This is a genomic window from Idiomarina xiamenensis 10-D-4, from assembly GCF_000299895.1.
Classification (GTDB): Bacteria; Pseudomonadota; Gammaproteobacteria; order Enterobacterales; family Alteromonadaceae; genus Idiomarina; species Idiomarina xiamenensis.
In genome coordinates this window covers 56516-80484 of record NZ_AMRG01000012.1, presented here as the reverse complement: position 1 = coordinate 80484, position 23969 = coordinate 56516, and the positions used below count along the sequence as shown (strand labels likewise).

Sequence of the window (23969 nt, the reverse complement as noted above, 5' to 3'; positions counted from 1 at the left end):
GTGATTAACTACCGCTATGAGTACACTGACCAATTACCAAGTGACGGTGACTTGTACGGTGTCGTTATAGGTACCCGCTGGCGGTGTTGTAGTTGGCGGAATACGGCCGTAGACCACATGAGTTTGTTGCGAACCGGTACCACTAGAGGTTAACTGGTCGGCAGAACCGATTTCGCCCCAAGGTACGCTACGCGCCGAGTCTTGGTATAACTCATAAGGGATAAAGTTGCTGCCATCTGACATGCGGCGATCGCCTCCGGAGGCGTATAGGCCGGTATCGAGGCCGATTTGATAAGGTAACCCTGAGGTACAGGTAAACTGGAAACCGGCACCCGCAGCACCACCGCCCTGTGCATCAATATAAGCCGTTAAGGACGATAATGTACCAAAATCTAATGTACCGAAGTCGTTAGAACCACCGCCGGTGCTGACATTATCGACTTGGCAGCCGTCGCCAATCACTGCAGTAACACCCATCGTACCGGTAATTTGATCTGCCTGTAGCTGACCGGCAAAAAATAGTGTTGAGGTCAGTGCTAAGGTGGCATAGGTTTTTGTTATTTTCATCACTATTACTCCAAGAGTAGTTAGTTGTATTTAAATATGTTAAATACATTTTCATGTATAACTATAAGTATAGTATTGGCTCATTTATCATTAATTTCACGGCGTATCGTAAGTATTTTAATTAACATTGGAATTTGTGCGGTACTTTATCTGTGATTTAAACGGTGAGTACTCTATAACTGATTGGGGTAACTATTTGAATAGATTTTATTTTTTTTAGTTGGTTAGAAAGATGGGATAGAACTACACGATTTTCTTTAGTGACTTACTTATAAAAAAATAGTCTAAATAAGAAATTAAAAAGTATCGGGAGTCATGCATTGGAGCGGCTTAAGTCGATAAAAATCAGTATTTTCAAATTTGTTTTATTTTTGTTGTTGACGTCAATTGACGTCAGAGTATCAAATATTCACCCAGCGTCGCCAAGCTCGTCGGAAATTATGTTTATCGCTGTAACCAAGTTGTTGTGCAATGACGCGCTTACTGTTGCTTTCTCTTGCTAACGAATTAAGCGCAATATGGTAGCGCAATTGATCATTCAGCGTTGAAAAACTCATGCCATGCTTTTTTAATAAGCGCTTTAACGAACTGATACTGAGTTGGCGCTCGTTAGCGGCTTGTTCAAGTTCGTAATGTATGGGAAGCCGTTGTTGTATAGCTTGGCGAAGTATGGTTAGGGTGCCATGGCGATAGCCGAGTAAACGCTGCTGCAGTTCACATTGTTGTAGGGCGGCTTGTCGATATCGCGTATTGATTAACGGTTGATCGAGCAGCTGTCGCTGAATTCGCAGTTGTACGCGTTGCCCCTGATAAATCGGATTCAACCCCCAAAATGCTTGATAGGCGCTATGTTGCCGATCCTTCGGATACGGCCACTCAAGGGCGACAACACCTGACTGTAAGCGATACTTTTTCAGTAGTCGCAGCATCAAGCTGACGCTCAGCTCATCAACGCGTTGTGCTTGTTGGTGCAGGCCAACCGTGGGGCGCCAGTGAATATCGCAGAGCTGTTGGTGACAATGATAAGTGAGTTGCTGTAAAGGCTGCCATTGTACGTTGAAGCGCTGCCAATGGTGGAGCATGGAGCGTAAATTAGGCGCGTTGTTGAGTAGCTGGGCAATGGGTAGCGCCGCGTGGGCAGTTAATTGGCTCGCGAGTAGCATGAGCAAATCATTCGGTTGAGCGTTGCTGTACAGGCGATTGATATTATTGATGACCTGTAGCCATTGCGACACGGTTATACGTGCATTCGCTTTTGCCAGTTGTTCAGCAAACAGACAGGTGCCGGTGAGTACCTCATGCAAACCTATCTGACGCTGCTGCAATAACTCAATCAGTGGCAACACGCTAATATGTGCCAGCACAGCTGGCGACTCGTAGTCAAAGCTATGCTGGGCGATATTCATGAGTGCGTTAGTACCAATTTTTGCGCTTGGTGGCGCTGCAATAAGGTTGCGACTAATTGCTGAGCGTCTTGCCCGGCATGCTGTTGACTGACTTGTTGCCAGTGACAAGTCAGCTGCCAGTTCTTGTTGAGCGCTGTTAGTTGATGGCTAAGCCAACGCTGTAATTGTTTGCCTTGATTCGCGCTGGTTCGTGCCAGCACGATGACAAACTTATCGCCGCCATAACGACAGACAATATCCGTTGGGCGCACATTTAACGCTAAACTTTCCGCAATCTGTATTAATATTTGGTCAGCCTCAGGGACTCCCAGTTTTTGATTAATACCATCGAAGTTCGCAATATCTAGTAGCATTAGCGTTAAGGGAAACTGCCCGAGCTGCTGTTCACGCTCAACGACATGATGCAAGTAACTTTGCGTATATAGTGCAGTTAATGGATCGATGAATTGGTGTTCGCGTAAAAATTTCTCGCGACCCTGTAGCTGTCGATTGACTTGCCGCTGCTCGCGATACCAGCCAATAACGCCCAGCGTCAAAATGAACATGCCGACGGGCAACGGAATCGACTCTAACCAGCTCATTAACCGAAACGAATCTGGGTAGCTAAAAAACTCATCTAATAAATCGAGTGTATGAGAAAACACTAATAATTGGCTGCCGCTATATAAATACGCGGTAACTTGACCAGCCGGGCGTGCCGCTAAGATGAGCCAGAGCCAGATACAAACCATAACCAGACTACTTCCCTCGCCAAGGATATCCCATGGGTCTACCAACGGAGTCGGTTTTAACGTTCCCCAATGGGCGCTCAATAGTAGGGCAAATAACATAATCAGTAGCGTTATAGCGTAACGTCGTAAGCGATATTGCCGAGTCATAATGGCTGCTTAAATTGATCAGTTTAACGCTGTAGTTTGCCGTGCTTTTATGACAACGCCGTGACGTTTTTAAGGTCGCTTGAGCTCTGCAGACACCGGTGGTCAGTAGGGCTCACATGAGCGAGTTTTTGACGCTGAGATTGTCATTTTTTGACGATAGTGTGGCTTCCCGTTAATCAGCCTGATTGTTTTTGTTTAATTTTAACGGAGATTGCAGCATGAAACGGCACGTCTTAGCTATCGCTATTGCCGCTAGTTGCCAAGCAGCAACATGGCCATCATTGGCGCTGGCACAATCGGCCCATCAGCCGCCAACAGATGTACAACCAGCTAACCCGGCACAAACCATCGAAGAAGTGGTGGTTATAGGCCAACGCGCGGCGCTAGCCAAAGCGCTGGATCAGCAACGCGATGCTGGCGCCATCATCAATGTTGCTAACAAAGATGATATGGGTAAGTTTCCTGACCGCAATGCCGGTGAAACATTACAGCGCCTGCCCGGTTTATCGCTGGAGAAGGATCAGGGCGAGGGGCGTTTTATACGCATCCGTGGTTTGGCACCGGATTACAACGCAGTGACTTACAATGGGACTCAGCTAGCGGCACCTGAAGCCGGACGTCGGGCGGTGGCGTTAGATGTCATTCCGGCGGAGCTGTTAGAGTCGGTACAGGTATCAAAAACGCTGACGCCGGATATGGCGGCTGGATCACTCGGTGGTACCGTTGAATTAAAAAGCCTGACCGCCTTTGACCGTGAGCAAAACTTTTATTCGATGACGTTAGAGGGTGGTTATAACGCACAAGCGGAAACGACCAACCCGACATTTTCCGGCGTTTTCAGCCGCCGCTTTAACTTTGGCCAGCAGCGTGATGTGTTTGGTGTGGCTGCGGCACTGAGTTATGACGACCGAGAGTTCGCTACTGACAACGTTGAAACCGGCGGTAACTGGGACATCGCTGACGATAGTCGCTTAGAGGAATTTGAGGCGCGTGACTATCAAGTTCGCCGTAAACGTTTGGGGTTTGCCTTAAACGCCGATTATCGACCCAACGACAGGCAGCAGTATTATTTGCGCAGCCTCTACAGTCGCTTTACCGATAACGAGGTACGCCAAGGTTTGATCACCGAGTTTGACGAGCCGCAGTTAGCTGCAGACTTAACCGCTGCGACTTTAACGCGGGAGCTAAAAGCACGAGAGGAAGAACAAACGATGAGTGCTTTTGTGCTGGGCACGCAACAGCTATTTGGTGCTTGGCAATTGACGTTAGAAGCGGGCACCAGCCGTGCCGAGGAGGCTACGCCATATAGCATCGGCGGCGCTCAATTTGAACAGGATTTTGCCGCCGGCATCGGTTATCAAGGCAGAGATAAGTTGCAACTACTGGCACCAGATAGTGCTTATGTTGCTGATGGTTATTCGCTCAACGAAGTAGAAATGTCTGACTCATCAACCGATGAACGTGAGCATAATATCAAACTCGACCTCGCGTATGATCAGCTGCTGAATGATTCACAAATCACTTGGAAAATCGGCGCTAAACTGAGTCAGAGAGAGAAACAAGCGAACGAGGATATCTGGGTTTTCGAGGACTTTGCCGACGCTGGTGTGACGCAATTAACCTTAACCGATTATGCTATGGATGCCCCTGACTACGCTTTTAATCGCTTTGGTCCCGCCATTGACCCTGCACGGGTTTATCAGCAAATTCACCGATTAACGCGTGACGGTTACGTCGATGACGTCGAGTCGCGTATTAATGACTTTGATATTGATGAAGATGTTAATGCCGGCTATGCCATGTTCGATTGGCAAGGTCGCGCATGGCAAGTTATCGCTGGCGCGCGCTATGAACATCTCAAACGTAAAGCGGATGGCACCCGTTACGACGATGACGCGGGGCAGTACAGTGATAATCACGTTAACAGCAGCGATGGTAATTGGTTACCCGCTATCATTACTCGCTACAACCTGACTGAGCATACTATTGTTCGTGGCGCCTATAGCAGCGGCTTAGTCAGACCCAGTTTTGAGCAATTGGCGCCAGGCTATTTTGTTGAGAACGACGATGGCGATATTAAAGCGGAATTTGGTAACCCAGAACTGCAACCGCTGACGTCGGACAATCTGGATATGGGTATTGAGCACTATGATGAACATTTGGGCGTGCTCTCGGCGATGCTGTTTTACAAGGCTATCGATAACTTTGTTTATCAAGCCGACTTAGCCGGGCGTCCCGGTTATGTCGATTTTGATGAAGCGGTAACCTTTATCAACGGCGATGAGGCTAGTGTGCGTGGTGTCGAGTTAAATCTTGTGCATCAATTACACGGTTTCGATGATTGGCGCGATAATTTATTGTTAACGGCAAACCTAACCTTGACCGATTCGCGTGCCGATATCAGTTGGTTTGATGATGGTCAACAGCAAAGTCGTGAGATCGCTCTGCCGAGTCAATCTGACCGCACTGCCAATTTATCTATCGGTTATGAAGATAAAGATTGGACGCTGCGTTTAGCGGCAACTTATAAGTCAGATTACCTGGCCGAAGTGGGTGAGCTTGATGATGCGAATTATGACATTCATGAGGACGCTAATACGCAAGTGGACTTTTCCTCACGCTGGCGTTTAAACGATGCGATTTCGATATATTTCAATGCGAATAACCTCACCGATGAACCATTTTATGCGTACACCGGGTCGCGTGCTCGTAACGCTCAGTATGAGCAATATGGACGTTCATACAGCGTTGGTATTCAAGTCGTTAATTGGTAAACGGATAGGATAAATAATGATATTAAAATACGATTTTGTCTTGCCGCGTATCGCTTACAGTATGCTGACGCTGATTGCAGTCATGGGATTACAGGCCTGTGCTGACTCTAATGCTTCTGCTCCGGCTGCCGCAACCGATAAGTCGCTATCGTTGACGCCTGCCGAAGCGGTGACCTATCGGTTTTCTGATGATTCCAACGGCATTCTGGTCGCTGCCGACCAACAGCAGCTTTGGTGGCAAGAAGACCGCCACCAAGCGTTGCCCAAGTTATTGGCAAAAGGTGATTTTGAACATCTACGAGCTAAGCAGTTAGTGGATGGGGGCACGGTTTTTACAGCGATAGACGGCGATAGTCAGTACTTACATTACTGGCTTCTGGACGAGGCCGGAGAAACGCAATCGTTATGGCAAGGAGAGGTCACCAGCCGTGTGGTTGAAGACCTCTGCTTTTTCCAAAGCGGTGAAAATCAACAGCTCAGTTTATTTATTCTGGGTGGCCGTGGTGGCGCCGAGCAGTGGCTACTAAAACAAGACCAGCAGTGGTTAGCCGAGCCGCTATTGATCCGTGAATTTGGCGTACCTTATGATGCGACCAGTTGTGTCGTCGATGATGCCAACGCGGCTTTGTACATTGCCGAAGCCGATCAGGCATTGTGGCGTTATCAAGCTGAGCCAGAGGCTGATGAGGGGCGTACGCTCATTGATGCGCGTCAACCGCTCGGTCATATCCGTGGAGAAATCAAAGCGCTGGCGATGCAAGGAGACGTTTTGTGGGCGCTCGAAGAGCAGCCGGCGCGGCTTCAGGCTTATCGTCAGCAACAATGGCAAGGCAGTTGGTTGCTGCGTCATCAAGCGCAAGCGATGACGTTGACCGATATTGATGTGAGTGGTGCTCAGGCCTGGGTTAGTGCGGACGATAAGGCCCAGTCTTATCGCTTTAGCTTGCCGTTGGCGAGTACTACGACAGCATCACTACCTAAAGCGGTCGAGCAAGTCAGTGCAACGCTGCAAACTGAGCCGACCGAGCGACGTGGTGATGCTATGGATGATCCAGCGGTATGGGTCAATGCACAACAACCGGGACAAAGTCGTATTTTAGCTACTGACAAGCGCGCAGGTTTAGATGTTTATGACATGCAAGGCCGACGTGTACAGCAATTATCGGTAGGGCGGTTAAACAACGTCGATGTGCGTTATGGCTTAACCCGTAATGGGCAGCGACGAGATATTGCGGTAGCGAGTTTACGCGATAACAATAGCCTGCAACTGTTCAGCATCGATAGCAAAGGCCAGTTAACCGCGGTGGAACAAGTGAGCACTGGCATGTCGGATATTTATGGTTTGTGCCTAGGACAACAACCCGGAGATGATGCCGTATCCGTGTATGTTAATGATAAGTCTGGGCTAATTCAGCAATACCGCGTGACTGCTGCAGCACAGGGCTGGCAGGCTAAGTTGGTACGTGAGTTACGGGTTCCTTCACAGCCTGAGGGTTGTGTTGTCGACGACCAACAACAGTGGCTTTATGTTGGCGAAGAAGACGTGGCGGTGTGGCGCTTTGCTGCCGCCGCCGATGCTGACAGCGACGGCGAGGCCATTATCAAGGTGGCTGAGTATGCAGAGCTAGAAGCAGACATTGAAGGATTGGCTCTTGCTGATGGCTATTTGGTGGTGTCCAGTCAAGGTAATGACAGTTATATTTTGTTTCAGCAGCAACCGCCTTACGCACTGATCAAGCACTTCCGCATTCGCACCAATACCGACTTAGGCATTGATGGTGTTTCAGAGACCGATGGCTTAGAAGTCACTACCCGGTCTTTGGGAGCGGGCTTCGAAGAGGGGGCGTTAGTGGTGCAAGATGGCCGCAATCGTATGCCTGAAGCGGGACAAAATATTAAACTGGTGCCGTGGCAATGGGTGAAGCCGAAATAATCGTCAGTTATTTCGATAACATCGTAAAAAAAGCCGGCGACGCCGGCTTTTTTATGAAATAAATTGATCGGCTGAGAGAAATCCCCCGAAACTGACCCAAACCTTAAAAAAAAACATATAATCAGCACCTGTCATTAAGCAATGTCGAGTTGTGCTGATATGCAATTTAAGGGTAGTCCAAACTTTAGCCATCAACAGGCCGACAAAATCGGTGTGTTAGTGACCAATTTAGGCACACCAGATGCACCGACGCGACCCGCGTTAAAGCGTTATTTGAAAGAGTTTTTGTCGGATCCGCGAGTGGTCGAAACGCCACGCTGGTTGTGGTGGTTGATCCTTAATCTGGTGATTTTAAACATTCGTCCGGCACGTTCGGCAGCGGCCTATCGCTCGGTTTGGAGCGAACAAGGTTCGCCATTACTGACGCATACGAAAGCGCAATGTGAAGCGTTGCGAGAAGCATTAAGAGCGGATCACGGTGACCACGTCGAAGTGGAATTTGCCATGCGTTATGGTAACCCGAGCATCGCCTCGGCGCTGGATAAACTTACCGCCGCTGGGGTACGCAAACTGGTGGTGTTGCCACTGTATCCGCAGTATTCTGCATCAACGACCGCGTCCACTTTCGATAAGTTGAGCGAGGATGTGCGCCAACGGCGTTGGCTACCAGCGCTGCGTTTTATTACGCATTACCATGACCAAGCCGCTTTTATCGACGCTTGCGCGGCGCAAATTGAACGACATTGGCAGCAGCATGGTCGCGCCGATAAGCTGCTGTTCTCTTATCATGGCTTGCCCAAGCGTTATTTGCTTAACGGTGACCCGTATTTTTGTCAGTGCCATAAAACGTCCCGCTTATTAGCGCAGCGGCTTGGCTTAACTGAAGCTGACTATTTGACGACTTTTCAGTCACGTTTTGGTCGTGAAGAGTGGTTGCAGCCATACACCGATAAGACGCTGATGAAGTTACCCGCTGAAGGGACGCAGTCGGTGCAAGTATTCTGTCCGGGGTTTGCCGCCGATTGCTTAGAAACACTGGAAGAAATTGCGGTGGAAAATCGTGACTATTTTCTTGCAGCCGGCGGGCAGCATTATCAATATATCACGGCGTTAAATAGTGAGGCTGAGCATATCCAAGCGCTGCGGCAAATCGTGAATAACGAGTTACAGGGTTGGCAAGGTCAAGCTGACAATAGCTTACGGCAGCAGTTGGCGCAGCAACTTGAGGCTGCTAATCTGTAATCGGTGATTAATTCGTAGTCTTAAATGACGGCAACAACCCTCGCACGAGGTGGAGGTCATTGATGTCAGACGATGAATTTGAGTTATTTCGGCAGGAAATGAAAGGTGTTACGCCATTGGCTGGCGAGCAAGTGGCGGACATCAAACAGGCTTTTCAGCCTACGCTGGCGCAGCAAGAGCGGCGCCGCGCGGCCGAGCAAAAACTTGAGCAAGACCGTAACTTTTTATCGACGGAATACGTCGATTTGGTCGATCCCGACGAACTGATCAGTTTTCGCCGCGATGGCGTTCAGCACGGCGTCTTTAAGCGTTTGCGGTTAGGCAAATATCAACTGGATGCCAGCCTCAATCTGCATGACCACAGCTTGCGCGAAGCGCGTGTCGCGCTGTTCAATTTTGTCGATGACTGTCATCAGCGTGGCATTCGTAGCGCGTTGATCATTCACGGTATGGGTAAGCATAGTAAGCCGCACCCGGCGTTAATCAAGAGCTACGTAAATAAGTGGTTACGCGAGTTGTCGGCGGTCATGGCATTTCATAGTGCGCAGCGACAGCATGGTGGATACGGGGCGGTGTATATCATGTTGCGCAAAAATGACGAACAGAAGTTATTAAATCGCGAACGACATAGTAAAAAGTAGATTTGTGGCATGCTCGCTTGGTGCTTGTCGGTACTGAGCGACGATAATCGCGCGCTATCGTGCATCGATCGCAACAGCCATTTTATTGTCATAACGCTGTGCTAAACTAAGCCTCCTTATAAAAACCAACCAGTGATATCGGCTATGAAACTACATCGCATTGTTGCTGCGTCTGTGCTGCTTGGCAGCCTATCGACGGCGGCGCTCGCCCATGACGAGCATCAGTATGAAGCTGCGCAAGCACGTAATATTATTTATGTCATCGGTGACGGCATGGGCTTTGAGTACATCAGCGCCTACCGTTACGCCTTCGATGACCCGTCCAAGCCCGGTTTATCGGCCACCGCCTTTGATGATTTATTAAAGGGCTCGGCGACCACTTACCCCGATGACGATACCTGGGTAACCGATTCTGCCGCTGGCGCTACTGCACTGGCTACCGGCGTCAAAAGTTATAATGGCGCTATCGGTGTCGATGCCAATAAGCATCCGCAGCAAACGTTGATGGAACTGGCTCGCGAGCAGGGCTGGTCAACCGCGGCAGTATCGACCTCGCAGGTCACCCATGCCACCCCAGCATCATTTTTTACCCATCATCCCTCACGCAAAATGTATGATGCCATTGCTGACTCATTAGCGACCCCGATTGCGGATGGACAATGGTCATTTGATGTCTTGTTAGGCGGCGGTTATGACAACTTCAATCGAGATGATAAAAACTGGTTGCCGGAGCTGAAACGGCAAGGCATGACTGTCGTGACTGAGTTTGACCAGTTAGACGATGTGCAACAAACGCCGGTTCTGGGCGTGTTTGCACCCTACGGCTTACCGCATGCTATCGACGACGATGCGGCGCGTTTGTCGTATATGACTAAACACGCTTTACGCTTATTAACCGAGCGTAGAAAGCCTTTTGCATTGATGATCGAAGGTAGCCAGATTGATTGGTGTGGTCACGCTAACGATATCGCCTGTGCGGTCAACGAAATGCACAGCCTGAACCTGACTCTGAAGGTGATTAAGCAATATTTAAAGGCGCATCCTGATACCTTGTTAGTGGTTACTGCCGATCACTCAACCGGTGGTTTAACCTTAGGCCGCGACGGTATTTATCAATGGCACGCCGAGCGTGTTCGTAATATCAACGCATCAATAGCCGAAATGAGCCGTACGCTGGTGGATATGCCGGCTGCCGAATGGCGCGAATACTTGAAAGTTAATTTAGCCCTGAAGCTGAGCGACGAGCAGTGGCAGCAGCTGTTGCAACCGGCTCAGCAAGAGGATAAGAAAGCACGTCAACAGGCAATTCGCCAAGCCTTGGTGGCGGTTACCGCTAAGGTTACGGGAACCGGTTGGACCACTAGTGGTCATACTGCTGTAGATGTTCCGGTTTTAGCGGCAGGTCCGGGTGCTGAGCATTTCAGTGGTTATATGGATAACACCGATATTGCAAAAGCATTGTTTAAAGTGATTGGCGGCCAAAACCCTTAACCCGTTAGCGGCGGAGGCCTATGCTAAGAAGTCTTGCCTTAATTGGCACTCTGATCACGACAGCGTTACCGACTTGGGCACAACCGGTGCCCGAGTCGGTGGCGACCCTGTTAAAGCAACAGTTTAGCCAGCAGATGCAGGCTAATCTGTATTTTGATGAGTTATCTTATAATTTGCAGCGCGCTAGCGTCAGCGCTAATGATGTGCGTATCGAAACGCGTATCAAGCAGTTATCGGAGCCATTAAATCAAGCCATTATTGCTGAACAGTTAAGTTTTACCGGCTCATTAGAGGCGTTAACGCAGCAACAAATTCTGATTCACGATGCCACCATTAAAAATGGTCAGTTAACCATCGCTTATTATCAAACTGGGCGCTCTAACTTGCACGATTTGTTGCAACGCGTCGGTCAGTTGCATCAGCGCAATGGGCAAAACCTATCATCGCAGCGCGATGACAGTCGCCTGAGCTGGCAACGTGTGGCATGGCAGCAGCCAACCGCTGATGCTAGCGTAGCTTGGCAAATTGAGCGTCTAGTTTTTGACAACGTGACGGTTAATTTATTTGACCAAGAAAAGCCGATTTTGAGCGTCAAGTTGCCGCAACTTATATTTGATGACTTGGGCTCAGAGCAAACTCCAGAGCAACATATTCAGGCGGTGTTGTGGCCGATCATTAATAGCGTTGCCAAGAGCGTCTGGGCTGGCGATGAAAACGTGATTGCAGTTGATAAAACAGCGCTAATGAAATTTCTTTGGCGCGAAGCGGGCTAAACTAAAAAAAAGCCGGGCAACGAGTGCCCGGCTTGACCATAAGATGTCGTTTTGACATCACTCACTTAACCATTAAAACGAGTACATCGCCATCAGCTGTAGACGGTTCAAATCACCGTCGATGCCAGCTTCGGTTTCACGCGTTGCTTGGCTGATTTCTGCACCGACAGTGAAGTTTGGCGCAGGGTTATACATCACGTTAACGCCAAAACGCTCGGTCATTTTGTTAACTGCAGTACCCGTTAATGCTGCGTCATTATCGGCCCAACCGCGCGAATAAACGAAGTTAGAGCGCACTGACTCAGTCCAGAAGTGACGGTAAGCAATGCTCACGCCAGTGGCATCAATAGCTTCTAATTCACCATTGGCGGTGATCACGGCGCCGTTGAATGTATTTAAGCCTAAGTAACGACCCAAGCCTGAACCGGTGGTGATCGACGCACGGATGTCGTCTTTACCCAGCATGTATTTAGCACCCACGCTGACGCCATAACCAAATTCGGTTTCGTCGTCACCGGTTTGCGTTACGTCGTAGGTTAGCTGACGTAAAATAGCCGCGGTACTCCAGGTTAAGTCACCGGTTTTACCTTGATACTTAAGTACGACGTCTGGAATTAGACCGTCACTAGAGGTAATGCGCGCGCCGCCGCCAAATGGGGTGACCGTGGTTTCAGGGTTTTCAATAGAAACACTGAAGCCGCCTTGGGTGTATCGAATTTGAGCCTGACGGTTAAACACGATACCGTCGGTAATGCCGATAAAGTCGACCGACTCCGCCAAAATGTTTAGGTCTTGGAAGTTTGACCAAGTTTGGCCGAAGGTCCAGTTACCATATTTTAAAAATGCCTGACGCAAGCGTGGTGAGTACGAGTTTGAAATTCGCTCGTCACCACCCGGGGTAAGCATAAAGTCCATCTCGATGTGAGCGGTCAGCTTTTCACCGTTTGCTAATTCGTCGGATGCGGTCAGGAAGAAGCGCGATTGACGGGCATGAAAGTCGGTGGTGGCATCATCACCGTTACCGCCTACTGGCGTGATACTGGGGATATATTGCTGGCGACCAATACTGCCGCTGTCAGGCGCTTGCCCATCAGCGTAATCAGAAACCATTAAATCCAGTTTGACGTAACCGCCGAAGTCGAGTTTTGGATCTGCTTGCGCCGGTACGCTCGCCATTGCTGACAGAACGGCCGCGGCAGCCAAAGACATTTTATATTTGCGCACCATGAGATGTGCTCCCTTCGTTTTGATTATGCGTTATGACGTGCGAAGCCGCACTGGACAGTCGCTAGCAATCATCGGCAACAATCGCGCTTTGATCAATCTAGACTATGGTCTAATAGTGTTGAAAGCCCGAAAAATCTACAACTGAAAGCATATAGCGCAATGGAGGAAGTAGAATGTCGCAGCCAACTCATATTCACAAAGTGTCCAATGAAGCAAAACAACAAGCACGCCTCAGTGAAGAACAGTATCAGCGTATGTATGCTGAGTCGGTCAATGACCCTGATAGCTTTTGGCGAGAGCAAGGTCAGCGGATTGACTGGTTTACCCCGTACAATCGCGTGAAGAATACCTCATTTGCTCCGGGTAAAGTAGATATAAAGTGGTTCGAAGACGGTACCTTAAATGCTTGCTATAACTGTGTTGACCGTCATTTAGCTGAACGCGGTGATAAAACTGCGATTATTTGGGAAGGTGATTCACCCGAAGTCCAAGACGAAATTAGTTACCGTACGCTGCATAAAGAAGTGTCGCGATTTGCTAATGGGTTAAAAAAATTAGGTGTCGCTAAGGGCGATCGGGTAGCGATTTATATGCCAATGGTGCCGCAAGCGGCTTATGCGATGCTAGCTTGCGCGCGCATTGGTGCAGTCCATTCGGTCATTTTTGCGGGCTTTTCACCGAAAGCGATTGCCGACCGTATCAACGACTGTGAAGCCAAGCTGATCATTACTGCCGACGAGGGCCGCCGCGGTGGTAAAACCTTTGGTTTGAAAGACAACGTCGATGAAGCTTTAGCGGATAATCGCTGCCCCACCATCACTCATTCGGTAGTTTGTCAGGTCACTGATGGTGAGGTTAATTGGCAACCGGAACGGGACGTTTGGTGGCATGAGTTAGTGGCTGACGTCTCGCATGAATGTCAGCCAGAAGTGATGAACGCCGAAGATCCGCTCTTTATTTTGTATACCTCGGGCTCAACCGGTAAGCCGAAAGGTGTGTTACATACTACCGGTGGTTATCTGGTCTACGCGTCGATGACGCACGAGTACGTTTTTGATTATCGTGAGGACGATATTTACTGGTGCGCGGCTGATGTAGGCTGGATCACCGGTCATTCGTACATTGTTTATGGGCCGCTGGCGAACGGCGCAACCACCTTAATGTTCGAGGGTGTTCCCACCTATCCTGGGATAGGGCGTATTGGTGAGGTCGTCGATAAGCATCAGGTCAATATCTTATACACCGCACCGACGGCTATTCGAGCACTGATGTCAAAGGGCGATGCGGCGGCTAAAACCAGTTCACGAGACAGTCTGCGCGTGCTCGGTAGTGTCGGCGAACCGATTAATCCCGAGGCTTGGGAGTGGTATTACGAGAAAATTGGTAACAGCCGTTGCCCCATCATGGATACTTGGTGGCAAACTGAAACCGGCGGCATCATGATCACGCCGTTACCGAACGTCAATGACCTTAAAGCCGGTTCGGCAACGCGACCATTCTTTGGTGTTGAGCCAGGCTTGGTAGATAACGATGGCAAGTCGTTAACGGGTGCAACTGAGGGCAACTTAGTTATTAAGCAAAGCTGGCCTGGCCAAGCGCGTACGCTTTGGGGAGATCATGAACGCTTTGAGCAGACTTACTTTTCAACCTATAAGAATCAATACTTCACCGGTGATGGTGCGCGTCGCGATGATGACGGTGATTATTGGATAACGGGTCGTGTCGACGACGTCTTAAATGTCTCGGGTCATCGCTTGGGAACCGCGGAAATTGAAAGTGTGCTGGTCGCGCACAAAGCGATCTCTGAGGCTGCGGTGGTTGGTTTTCCGCACGATGTTAAAGGCCAGGGTATCTACGTTTATGTGGCTCCGATGACGGGCGTGACGGCTGATGAAGCGCTAACCGCCGAAGTACGTGAATGGGTGCGGAATGAATTGAGTCCGATTGCGACGCCAGATTTTATTCATTGGTCAGAGGGGCTACCGAAAACGCGTTCAGGAAAAATTATGCGACGTATTTTGCGTAAAATAGCAGCTAATGAGCATGACAATCTTGGCGATACCTCTACGCTGGCCGATCCGAGTGTGGTAGATTCGTTAATTAAGCACCGTTTAAATAAATAATAAAGGCTATGGCCAAATTTTTGATTGCGGATGACCATCCGTTGTTTCGCGAGGCGCTGCAGGGCGCACTCGCGAATCATTATGAACAACTGCAGTTACGTGAGGCTGGCGATTTAGATAGTACCCTAGCATCGCTTAATGACGACGATGATATCGACCTGTTATTGCTCGACCTGCATATGCCGGGTAGCGGTGATTTATATGGTTTGATCCGTATTCGAGAAGATTTTCCATTACTACCCGTGGCGGTGATTTCTGGCTCGGAAGATCCCAGTATTATTGCGAAGTGTATTGGTTTTGGCGCGTTAGGTTTTATTCCCAAGTCAAAGCCTTCGGCACAAATTGCAGAGGCGATTGACACCATTTTGCAAGGCGACACTTGGGTACCGCCTGAAAGTCGCGACCGACTGGATGCATTGTCAGAGGAAGATCAAGCGCTAGCGAAAAAGGTGGCAACGCTGACTCCGCAGCAATATCGCGTGCTTTATTTTTTGCATGAAGGCTTGCTCAATAAGCAGATTGCTTATCAATTAAGCATTACCGAAGCGACAGTAAAAGCACATATTACGGCGATATTCCGTAAGCTCGGTGTTTATAGCCGAACGCAAGCGGTGCTGTTAGCGGAGCGTCTGCAATTGGATAACCCGCCTGTCAGTTAAGTCGTATAATCAGTTAAACACTACCGTGATATGTTGAAGTTGTGGTAAAAAGGCAACCTGTTATCAGATTGTTAAGGGTTGTCTATGAACAAGTGGTTAATGATTATCTTAGCGCTGGCGCTATCGTTGCCTATCTCGATACCTAGCTGGGCGCAAACCTCAGATAGCAACCGCCAGCTCGGGTTGGTCGAGTTCTCGGCTAAGCTAACCAGCGACGCCCTGTTTGCTGGACAAACCTATACATTTGATATTCCTGAGCAGGGCCTTGTTAATTATACCGTATCGTCGGTCAGACAACGCCATGGCGTGACCCGCGTAACCCTGAAAAGCACCGAACAGCAGCCGCCGGTGATGGCTATTGCCACCGTTAAAGGCGGCCAACTGGCTATCGATTTTGCTTTTGGTTTGAACATCTATCAGGCGCGTTTGATCGATGGCGAGTGGCAATTTGTGCAGCGCCAGTTGAGTGTCGCTAGTGGCCACCAAACGTTGGCATCATCGGTGTTGTCTTCAGTTCAACAACCTCTGCAGCAGCAAAAATTAAATGTCACGGTAACGCGTTACCATACTGACCAACGGTCGTTAAATCGAGTTGCGCAGGCCGCGCCGTTAGAAAATCAAACCGTTCGCGTGTTATTAGCTTATGACCAATCGGCAACAGATTACCATCAGGGTGAAATAGAAACCGAACTCGACCAAGCGATGGCTTTTGCGAACGAGGCCTATTTAGCATCAGATGCTGGTATTACCTTAGAGTGGGATTACTTTCGTTACCCTGCTAGCTTCACCGTCAATAGTAGCACTGGCGATAGTGAGCAAGCGCAATTACTCGCCAATACAAATTTTCGTCTGAGTCTTATTAGTGGCGACTATGATGTGGTTCATGTGGTTACCGCCAACAATAACGCTGACTTTGGTGGTATTGCTTACGATAGCCTATTTTATCCGCAAGACGATTATCGTGAATACCCCATTAGCGGTGGCGGAAAACGCGGTGTGTATTGGGCTATGACGTTAGCTTCGCAAATTTACGGTGGCTATACCATTGCTCACGAGATTGGTCATAATTTAGGCTTGCAACACGATCGCTACACGTTGGCGGAAAATGCTAACGAAGGCTCTGGTGGTGAGCAGTACGACGGCGCTATCCCTTATGGATACGGTGACCCCGCAGCGGATTTTTATACCATCATGGGCTACTACGAGGCTTGTTCACGTGGTGGCGCTATCGGTAATTGCAGACGCGCACTCGTGTTTTCTGATCCCGATAAACAAATCAACGGTGCCGCCGCAGGTATTGCCGAACCGGCTGCCGATGCTGCTGATGCTTCAAGGTTTTTATCGTTGGCTTTTGCTGATTTTAGAACCGCGTGGGCAAACTATGATTTGGTCGAGATGAGTCGTCGTATCGATGGTGCGCTGACGCTGTCGTTACCGGGAACTAACCAGAAGAAACGCTTGTTGCTCGACGATAATTGTCGCGCTGCCAACTATAGCCAATCTTTGCGAGAATACCCGGGTCATGCGGGGGCATTTTATCTGTCAGATGTGCTTGATGAAAATGTCAGTGAAGTGACCATAGGCGACGAGGATGTGGTAGAGGACTATTGTGTTAACGTGTTAGCGGGTCAAGAGGATAGCGCAACTGGGCGCGTGAATTGGCAGAATCGTGGCCAAGTGGTGTATTTCGACAACGGTCAAGCGAGTGCCGTTACGCCAATCGTACAGTCATTTTCTGAGTCAGGCTTGAGTTATAGTTTGACGGTGCCGCCAGCTTTGGATAACACACAGTTTGTGCTGATGTCACCGTTTTTAGATTGTAAAGCTGACGGCCGTCGTTGTATTCCTTTTAGCCCACTCACCAGTCTTGGTGACGGCATTTATGAGAACTTTGACCGTGCCGCGTTGGACCAAATGGTAACGGCCGAAGTGACGGGGACGGGGACAGAGCGGCGCGTAAATCTTACCTTTCCTAATGGTGAAGCCGGTCTACAAAACTTTATTCGTACCGCGGTGACACGTGATACGCCAGCACAAGATGACAATCGTTACCGCGGTAGCTATGCCGCGGTGAATAATCTGTTTGAAACGCAAAGCATGCCACTTTATTTGGTTGCTTACGACGACAACTATCGTCCACAAACCGCGGTTAAGTTGCAGGTTAATTATGCGGCCAACGCCGAAATGGCGGTTGCAGTGAGCATTTTAGACCGCCGCGCCGATTATGATGATGGTGTGCGTGTACGCTTCTTAAATAGCGACCCTTACACGGCGCGCTTTAGTATTAACGGTGAACGCCGACGTTTGGTTGTTAACCCGACCAGTGACTTAAATATCTATCGCTTAACCAACCTGTTGGATGAACAGCCTACGACAGATCAGTCGTTATTATTAACCATTAGCGATAGTGAGGGTGCGGTGCTTAGCGAGGCGCGCGTTACCATCAATGGCGAGCCTGAACCGGGTAGCACACCACCACCCACTAGCAACAGCGATGGTGGTAGTAGTGGTGGTCACTTAGGTTGGTTGAGCTTGTTGGGACTATTGCTGTTAGGTTGGCGTCGTTTACGCCAACCCACCTAATCGACTTAAGGTTTATGCTGCTGAATATACTTCAGCAGCGCTTTTAAAGCGGCCGGCTTAACCGGCTTGGCAAGAAAGTGCATGCGCTCTTGTCGAGCCACGCGCTTAACTTGGTCGTCACGCAAGGCGGTGACCAAGGCGGCCGGTAAGGGCTGTTGCCAAGTATCTCGTAACTGTTGCGTCAGTTGTATACCGTCGCTATTACCGCCTAACTGATAATCGACCAACAAGCCGTCGGGTGCACTATGCTCGCTGGCATAGTTTAAGGCGTCGTCGGCATTATTAAAGGTGATAGGGTGGCATCCCCACTTTTTCAATAAAGCAGACATCGCATTCAGGTTTTCCTGCTCATCGTCAATGCAAATGATGGTGAGCGCGCTAGTTGGTGATTCGTCAAACTCGTTACGTGGTTTGTTGACCACTTGTGCGGCGCTTCCCAAGGGGACCGTAACCGAAAAATACGCACCTTTGCCTTCGGTTGATTTTACCCGTAATTGACAACTTAACTGCTCACTCATGCGCTGTGCCACGCTAAGTCCCAAACCAACACCGCCAACATTGCTGTGTTTAATACGATAAAAGGCATCAAAAATTTTCTGTTGCTGCTGTTCGGCGATACCGGGACCGGTGTCCCAGACGCCAATCACCAAATAGTGGCCACGTTTACGTACGCCCAGCAAGACTTTGCCTTGCGGGGTATATTTGATGGCGTTAGATAAGAAGTTTTGCACAATACGCCGTAAGTAGGTGGGGTCGGTGTAAATCACCGCGTCACAGAAGTGCGCTCGGAACTCGAGCTGCCGTTGTTCTGCCAGAACCGCATATTCTTCAATTAATGGGTTTAAAATACTGGCCAAGTGCACATGCCGAAACTGCGGTTGTAGCGCCCCCTGTTCCATTTTGGCGATAGCGAGCAAGGTTGATAATAAATGTTCGGTAGATGCCAGTGCGGTATCTAATTTATCCAATAAGCTGCGGTTGTTGTCGCTGATCTCATTTTCATCAACCGCCGACAAGTAAAGCCGAGCGGCGTTTAAAGGCTGCAGGATGTCGTGGCTGGCCAGGGCTAAAAAGCGTGTTTTTGAGGCGTTGGCGGCCTCGGCTTCGGCTTTTGCACGTTTTAACTGTTCCTCAACTTTGCGTCGGCGGTCAATTTCTTCGGTTAGCTCATTATTGATTTCGCGAATTTTCTGCGAGCGCACGTCAATACGATGTTCAAGATCGATATTAGCTTCTTCGAGTAAGCGTTGGCTTTCGACGTGTTCGGTAATATCGGTGAAGCTGGTCACGAAGCCACCGCTAGGCAGTGGGTTACCGACCATTTCGATTACACGGCCGTCGCCGCGGCGGCGAATAAAGCTATGTGGAGAACCCATTTGCATATAGCGTAAGCGCTTACTAACAAGTTCATCGATGTCACCGGGGCCGCATTCCCCGCGTTCAGCGTTATAGCGGATCAACAAGGCTATCGGCTGTCCCGGCCGCACCATACCACTGGGATAGTCGAATAAATCTAAATAGCGTTTATTCCAGGCGACTAAACGCAATTCGGCGTCAACGACACTGATGCCTTGTGCAAGGTTTTCTAGCGAACTGAACAGAATCGATTGTTGGGTTTGCAAAGCTTGCGTGGTGTCGTCGAAAAAGTGCACGACCTCTTCAAGGTTGAGTTGTTTATCGCGTAACGCGGCTTCAATCAACGAGCGTGCGGTAGCGGCGCCCAATACGCCTGCGATAGCGCGTTCTACATATTCGATCAGGGCCTTGTCGGCGATCGCTTCAGCACGAATTTCCTGATGCTCTTGCGGCTGATAGTAAGCCATGATTTGCTGCGCGCGCTCGCGCCCCAAAAAGGTACGCAACAATAATAATAAGTCAGCATTAGTGACTTGATGGTCGCGTTTTGGAGCCAGCTCAGGACGTGCTGCCCTCGGTTTTACGAAAGCTGTGGCTTGAATACGATCAACCAGTCGCGCTCGCGCGACTAGGGAAAATCCTAAAAAGGCGACCAGGTTAACCAACAACGAAATTACCGTTCCTTGGGTGATCACGGACGTTTGATTGGCTTCGTGGTGTAGGTACATGGGCACCAATACGCTCAGTACCCAGCCTAGTAAACCGGCAAGCAAGCCAGCGTAAACGCCACGGGCATGTGCGCGGCGCCAGTACAAACCGCCGACGATAGCCGGTAACAATTGCAAAACTAACGAGAACGCGAGCAAACCGATGCTGACTAAGTTGGTATTTGCCGCCCAAAAATAATAACAAGCAAAAGCCAGCAACATGATAATGGCGATGGTTAAACGGCGGATCAGTAACAGTGGTTCGCGGAACTCTCGACGACGTTCTTGTTGTGGTAAGCGCGATTCACGCTGCAACAGTAACGGCATGATAACGTCGTTAGTGATCATCGTACTTAATGTGACCGAGGCAATGATAACCATGGCCGTTGCTGCCGATATACCGCCAATAAAAATTAATACCGCTAACCAAGTTTGGTCGGTTAAGAGCGGTAGCCTTAGCGCATAAGTCGAGCCATCGACAGCGGGTGAGAAGAAGAACTGACCACTGATGGCAATTGGGACAATCGCCATCGCGGTTAATGCCAAATACAGTGGGAAGCCCCAACGCGCTGTGCGTAAGTGCCGTATGTCGACGTTATCAACCACGGCCACGTGAAATTGTCGTGGTAGGCATAAAATGGCTCCCGCCGCCATAAAGGTTTGTACGACAAAGTCGAAATCGAGCAAACGCGAGAAAGACCAAGCCGATGCCGATGGATGAATAACCGTTTGTGGCATCGATAACGTTGATTCACTGGCAAACAACCACCACGCAAAAATAGCGGCGGCGCCGAGTGCGAATAGTTTGATCATCGACTCGACAGCGATAGCGAGGATCATACCGTTACGATATTCGGTGACTTCGACATGACGAGTACCGAATAACATGGCAAATACCGCCATCAACACTGCCGCGCCCATTTCGTTAATCGAAAACGCCGCTAGCGGTCCTTGGTTTTCTGTTAGCACCATAAAACTGGTGCCTACGGCTTTTAGTTGCAACGCGATGTAGGGCGTAGTTGCCAATAGGGCGATGAGCGTTACGAAAAAGCCCAGACGTTGTCGTTTGCCATAACGCGAGGCGATAAAATCCGCAATTGAGGTAATGTTTTGCTGCTTGCTGACCGACACTAACTTGCTGAGTACCGGTAAACCAAATAAAAACAGTAACGCGGGGCCCAATAAAATGGGAAGAAAAGCCCAACCATCAACGGCAGCGTTACCGACCGCGCCATAATAGGTCCAGCTGGTACAATAAATGGCCAACGACATCGAGTAAATAATCGGCTTATAGCTTAGTCGGTTGGCGATTGAACGTGGTTGATCACCCCAACTAGCGATACCAAATAGCAACGCAATATACGCCAAAGCCGCTAATACCAGTAACCAAGTCATGCAGAACCATTATTATTTTATTAGACATTAGTCCCATTCTACGCCATTAGCGGGCGACCGCTAATGGCTTTTGTTAACACTTAGACCAAAGTCCAATTACGACTTTTTAACATCGGGTCTAGATTCGTACTTGCATGAACAACTGAATAAACAACAACAATCGTTTACAACATAGAACAACTGGAGGGGACGTTTATGGCATTTCAAAGTGCAGAACATGCCAAAGCGTATTGGCGCGAAAACCTGAGCTTGATGCTCAAGCTATTGGTGGTTTGGTTTGTCGTGTCTTATGGTTTCGGCATTTTGCTGGTCGATGTGCTGAATCAAATTACGTTTTTTGGCTTCAAACTCGGATTTTGGTTTGCTCAGCAAGGTTCAATTTTGACTTTCGTCGCCTTAATTTTCATTTACGTGAAAAGAATGGCTGCCCTGGATAATAAATATCAGGTTCACGAAGATTAGGGGGCGCTATGGATATTCAAACTCTTACTTTTATTATTGTCGGCCTCACATTTGCGCTATACATCGGTATCGCCATTTGGTCGCGTGCCGGTTCAACCAATGACTTTTATGTTGCTAGCGGTGGTGTACACCCGGTGATGAACGGTATGGCGACCGCCGTCGGCGGCGTCGTTCATTTCGATGGCCGGTATTATCGCTTTCGCTGGCTACGATGGTAGCGTTTACTTGATGGGCTGGACTGGCGGCTATGTGTTGCTGGCGCTATGTTTAGCACCGTACTTACGCAAGTTCGGCAAGTTCACCGTGCCCGACTTTGTTGGCGACCGCTATTATTCGCAGTTAGCCCGTACCATCGCCGTTATCTGCGCCATTGTCGTGTCGTTTACATACATCGCAGGTCAGATGCGCGGCGTCGGTGTGGTGTTTTCACGCTTCTTAGAGGTCGACATTGCTACCGGCGTTATTATCGGCATGGTCATTGTCTTCTTTTATACCGTGTTGGGTGGCATGAAAGGGATTACCTATACGCAGGTTGCACAATACTGTGTATTGGCTTTCGCTTACATCGTGCCCGCGATTTTCATTTCGCTGTTAATGACTGACCACTTTTTACCGCAAACCGGTTTTGGTGCGACAGTGACCGATGGCTCCGGACAATTCTTATTAGAACGTCTGGATGGGCTCTCACAAGAACTGGGTTTTGCCGCTTACACCGAGGGCGCACGCAGCAAAATTGATGTATTTTTCATCACCTGTGCGTTGATGGTCGGTACTGCGGGCTTGCCACACGTTATCGTGCGCTTTTTCACCGTACCGAAAGTCCGTGATGCGCGCCGTTCTGCCGGTTGGGCGTTACTGTTCATTTCGGTTGTTTATCTGACCGCGCCTGCGATTGCCGCGTTTTCTAAGGTGAACTTGTTTAACACCATCAATGGTCCAGAAATGACCGGTGTTGAATATAGCCAAGCACCTGACTGGGTGAAAAACTGGGAGAAAACCGGCCTGATCAAGTGGGAAGATAAGAATGGCGACGGCAAAATGTTCTATTCGGGCGATGACCGCAACGAAATGACCATTGACCGTGACATTATGGTGTTAGCGAATCCTGAAATCGCCAGCTTACCGGCATGGGTAGTGGCATTGGTGGCGGCCGGTGGTATTGCCGCGGCACTGTCGACTTCAGCCGGGTTATTGTTGGTTATTTCTACGTCGGTATCGCATGACCTGTTAAAACGCACATTAATGCCAAATATATCTGATAAACAAGAGCTGTTCTACGCCCGTTTAGCGGCTGCGGTGGCCATTGTGCTATCGGGATACTTTGGCGTTAATCCGCCCGGATTTGTGGCACAGGTGGTGGCATTCGCGTTCGGTTTAGCCGCGGCTAGCTTCTTCCCGGCGATCATTTTGGGGATTTTCCACAAACGCATGAACCGCGCCGGAGCGATAGCCGGTATGGTGGTGGGTATTACCTTCACCTTCGCTTATATCGTTTACTTCAAGTTTATCAGCCCTGAATTGAATACACCGGATCATTGGATACTCGGTGTTTCTCCTGAGGGTATTGGTACTTTGGGTATGATTCTGAACTTTGTGGTGGCCTTTGCGGTTCACAAAATGACCGGCGATGCACCGGAGGATATTCAAGAGTTGGTAGAATCGATTCGTTATCCTAAGGGCGCTGGCGTGGCGCATGACCACTGATAACTGATTCAGTCTGTTAGTTGATAAGCCCGCTTTCATAGCGGGCTT

Annotated in this window: 15 protein-coding genes and 1 pseudogene; 11 read left to right on the top strand and 5 right to left on the bottom strand. The window is 49.3% G+C overall.

From position 1 onward, the window contains the following. Window positions 1-33: 33 nt before the first annotated feature. The 3 genes from A10D4_RS09960 to A10D4_RS09950 all read right to left on the bottom strand — a co-directional run bounded on the left by A10D4_RS09960 (window position 34) and on the right by A10D4_RS09950 (window position 2851). Window positions 34-567 carry a Csu type fimbrial protein gene (locus A10D4_RS09960; RefSeq protein ID WP_008489319.1) on the bottom strand — a complete coding sequence of 178 codons (534 nt, stop codon included), beginning with the start codon at window positions 565-567 and terminating at the stop codon, window positions 34-36. 401 nt (window positions 568-968) lie between these two features. After that, window positions 969-1973, bottom strand: coding sequence for a helix-turn-helix domain-containing protein (locus A10D4_RS09955; RefSeq protein WP_008489317.1), 1005 nt, complete (start codon window positions 1971-1973; stop codon window positions 969-971). After that, the gene (locus tag A10D4_RS09950; protein WP_040502842.1) at window positions 1970-2851 is read right to left on the bottom strand and encodes a GGDEF domain-containing protein; all 882 of its coding nucleotides are present in this window, start codon (window positions 2849-2851) and stop codon (window positions 1970-1972) included. The genes A10D4_RS09955 and A10D4_RS09950 overlap by 4 nt, the downstream gene beginning before the upstream one ends. Window positions 2852-3069: 218 nt before the next feature. On the opposite strand from A10D4_RS09950, the gene A10D4_RS09945 reads away from it, so the two are divergent. The 6 genes from A10D4_RS09945 (at window position 3070) to A10D4_RS09920 (ending at window position 11705) form a co-directional block, all read left to right on the top strand. After that, entirely contained in the window at window positions 3070-5625 is a 2556-nt protein-coding gene (locus tag A10D4_RS09945; RefSeq protein ID WP_008489313.1) for a TonB-dependent receptor, read from the top strand. 16 nt (window positions 5626-5641) lie between these two features. Further along, window positions 5642-7558 (top strand): phytase, encoded by a 1917-nt coding sequence (locus A10D4_RS09940; RefSeq protein ID WP_008489312.1) that lies wholly within the window; start codon window positions 5642-5644, stop codon window positions 7556-7558. Window positions 7559-7717: 159 nt separating this feature from the next. Continuing rightward, window positions 7718-8800 (top strand): ferrochelatase, encoded by a 1083-nt coding sequence (hemH, locus tag A10D4_RS09935; protein ID WP_008489311.1) that lies wholly within the window; start codon window positions 7718-7720, stop codon window positions 8798-8800. Window positions 8801-8862: 62 nt separating this feature from the next. Continuing rightward, a complete protein-coding gene (smrA, locus tag A10D4_RS09930) occupies window positions 8863-9441 on the top strand; it encodes a DNA endonuclease SmrA (RefSeq protein ID WP_008489310.1) in 579 nt (192 codons plus the stop codon). A 144-nt stretch (window positions 9442-9585) separates the two neighbouring features. Then, window positions 9586-10932 carry an alkaline phosphatase gene (locus A10D4_RS09925; RefSeq protein ID WP_008489309.1) on the top strand — a complete coding sequence of 449 codons (1347 nt, stop codon included), beginning with the start codon at window positions 9586-9588 and terminating at the stop codon, window positions 10930-10932. Between the two features lie 20 nt (window positions 10933-10952). Further along, on the top strand, window positions 10953-11705 hold the full coding sequence (locus A10D4_RS09920; RefSeq protein WP_008489308.1) for a hypothetical protein: 753 nt from the start codon (window positions 10953-10955) through the stop codon (window positions 11703-11705). A 72-nt stretch (window positions 11706-11777) separates the two neighbouring features. Here A10D4_RS09920 and A10D4_RS09915 read toward each other — a convergent pair whose 3' ends face one another. Further along, a complete protein-coding gene (locus A10D4_RS09915; RefSeq protein ID WP_008489307.1) occupies window positions 11778-12932 on the bottom strand; it encodes a DcaP family trimeric outer membrane transporter in 1155 nt (384 codons plus the stop codon). Window positions 12933-13105: 173 nt separating this feature from the next. Here A10D4_RS09915 and acs point away from each other — a divergent pair, with 173 nt between their 5' ends. The 3 genes from acs to A10D4_RS09900 all read left to right on the top strand — a co-directional run bounded on the left by acs (window position 13106) and on the right by A10D4_RS09900 (window position 18297). Next, window positions 13106-15055 carry an acetate--CoA ligase gene (gene acs, locus A10D4_RS09910; RefSeq protein WP_008489306.1) on the top strand — a complete coding sequence of 650 codons (1950 nt, stop codon included), beginning with the start codon at window positions 13106-13108 and terminating at the stop codon, window positions 15053-15055. An 8-nt stretch (window positions 15056-15063) separates the two neighbouring features. Then, window positions 15064-15714 carry a response regulator transcription factor gene (locus A10D4_RS09905; RefSeq protein ID WP_008489304.1) on the top strand — a complete coding sequence of 217 codons (651 nt, stop codon included), beginning with the start codon at window positions 15064-15066 and terminating at the stop codon, window positions 15712-15714. Between the two features lie 84 nt (window positions 15715-15798). Then, window positions 15799-18297, top strand: a complete 2499-nt coding sequence (locus tag A10D4_RS09900) for a M12 family metallo-peptidase (RefSeq protein ID WP_008489302.1) — start codon at window positions 15799-15801, stop codon at window positions 18295-18297. Window positions 18298-18302: 5 nt separating this feature from the next. Here A10D4_RS09900 and A10D4_RS09895 read toward each other — a convergent pair whose 3' ends face one another. Next, entirely contained in the window at window positions 18303-21755 is a 3453-nt protein-coding gene (locus A10D4_RS09895) for a PAS domain-containing hybrid sensor histidine kinase/response regulator (protein WP_008489301.1), read from the bottom strand. 195 nt (window positions 21756-21950) lie between these two features. Here A10D4_RS09895 and A10D4_RS09890 point away from each other — a divergent pair, with 195 nt between their 5' ends. Continuing rightward, window positions 21951-22217 (top strand): DUF4212 domain-containing protein, encoded by a 267-nt coding sequence (locus A10D4_RS09890; RefSeq protein ID WP_008489300.1) that lies wholly within the window; start codon window positions 21951-21953, stop codon window positions 22215-22217. A gap of 8 nt (window positions 22218-22225) precedes the next feature. Next, a pseudogene (locus A10D4_RS09885) lies at window positions 22226-23921 on the top strand (sodium:solute symporter family protein). Window positions 23922-23969 lie beyond the last annotated feature (48 nt).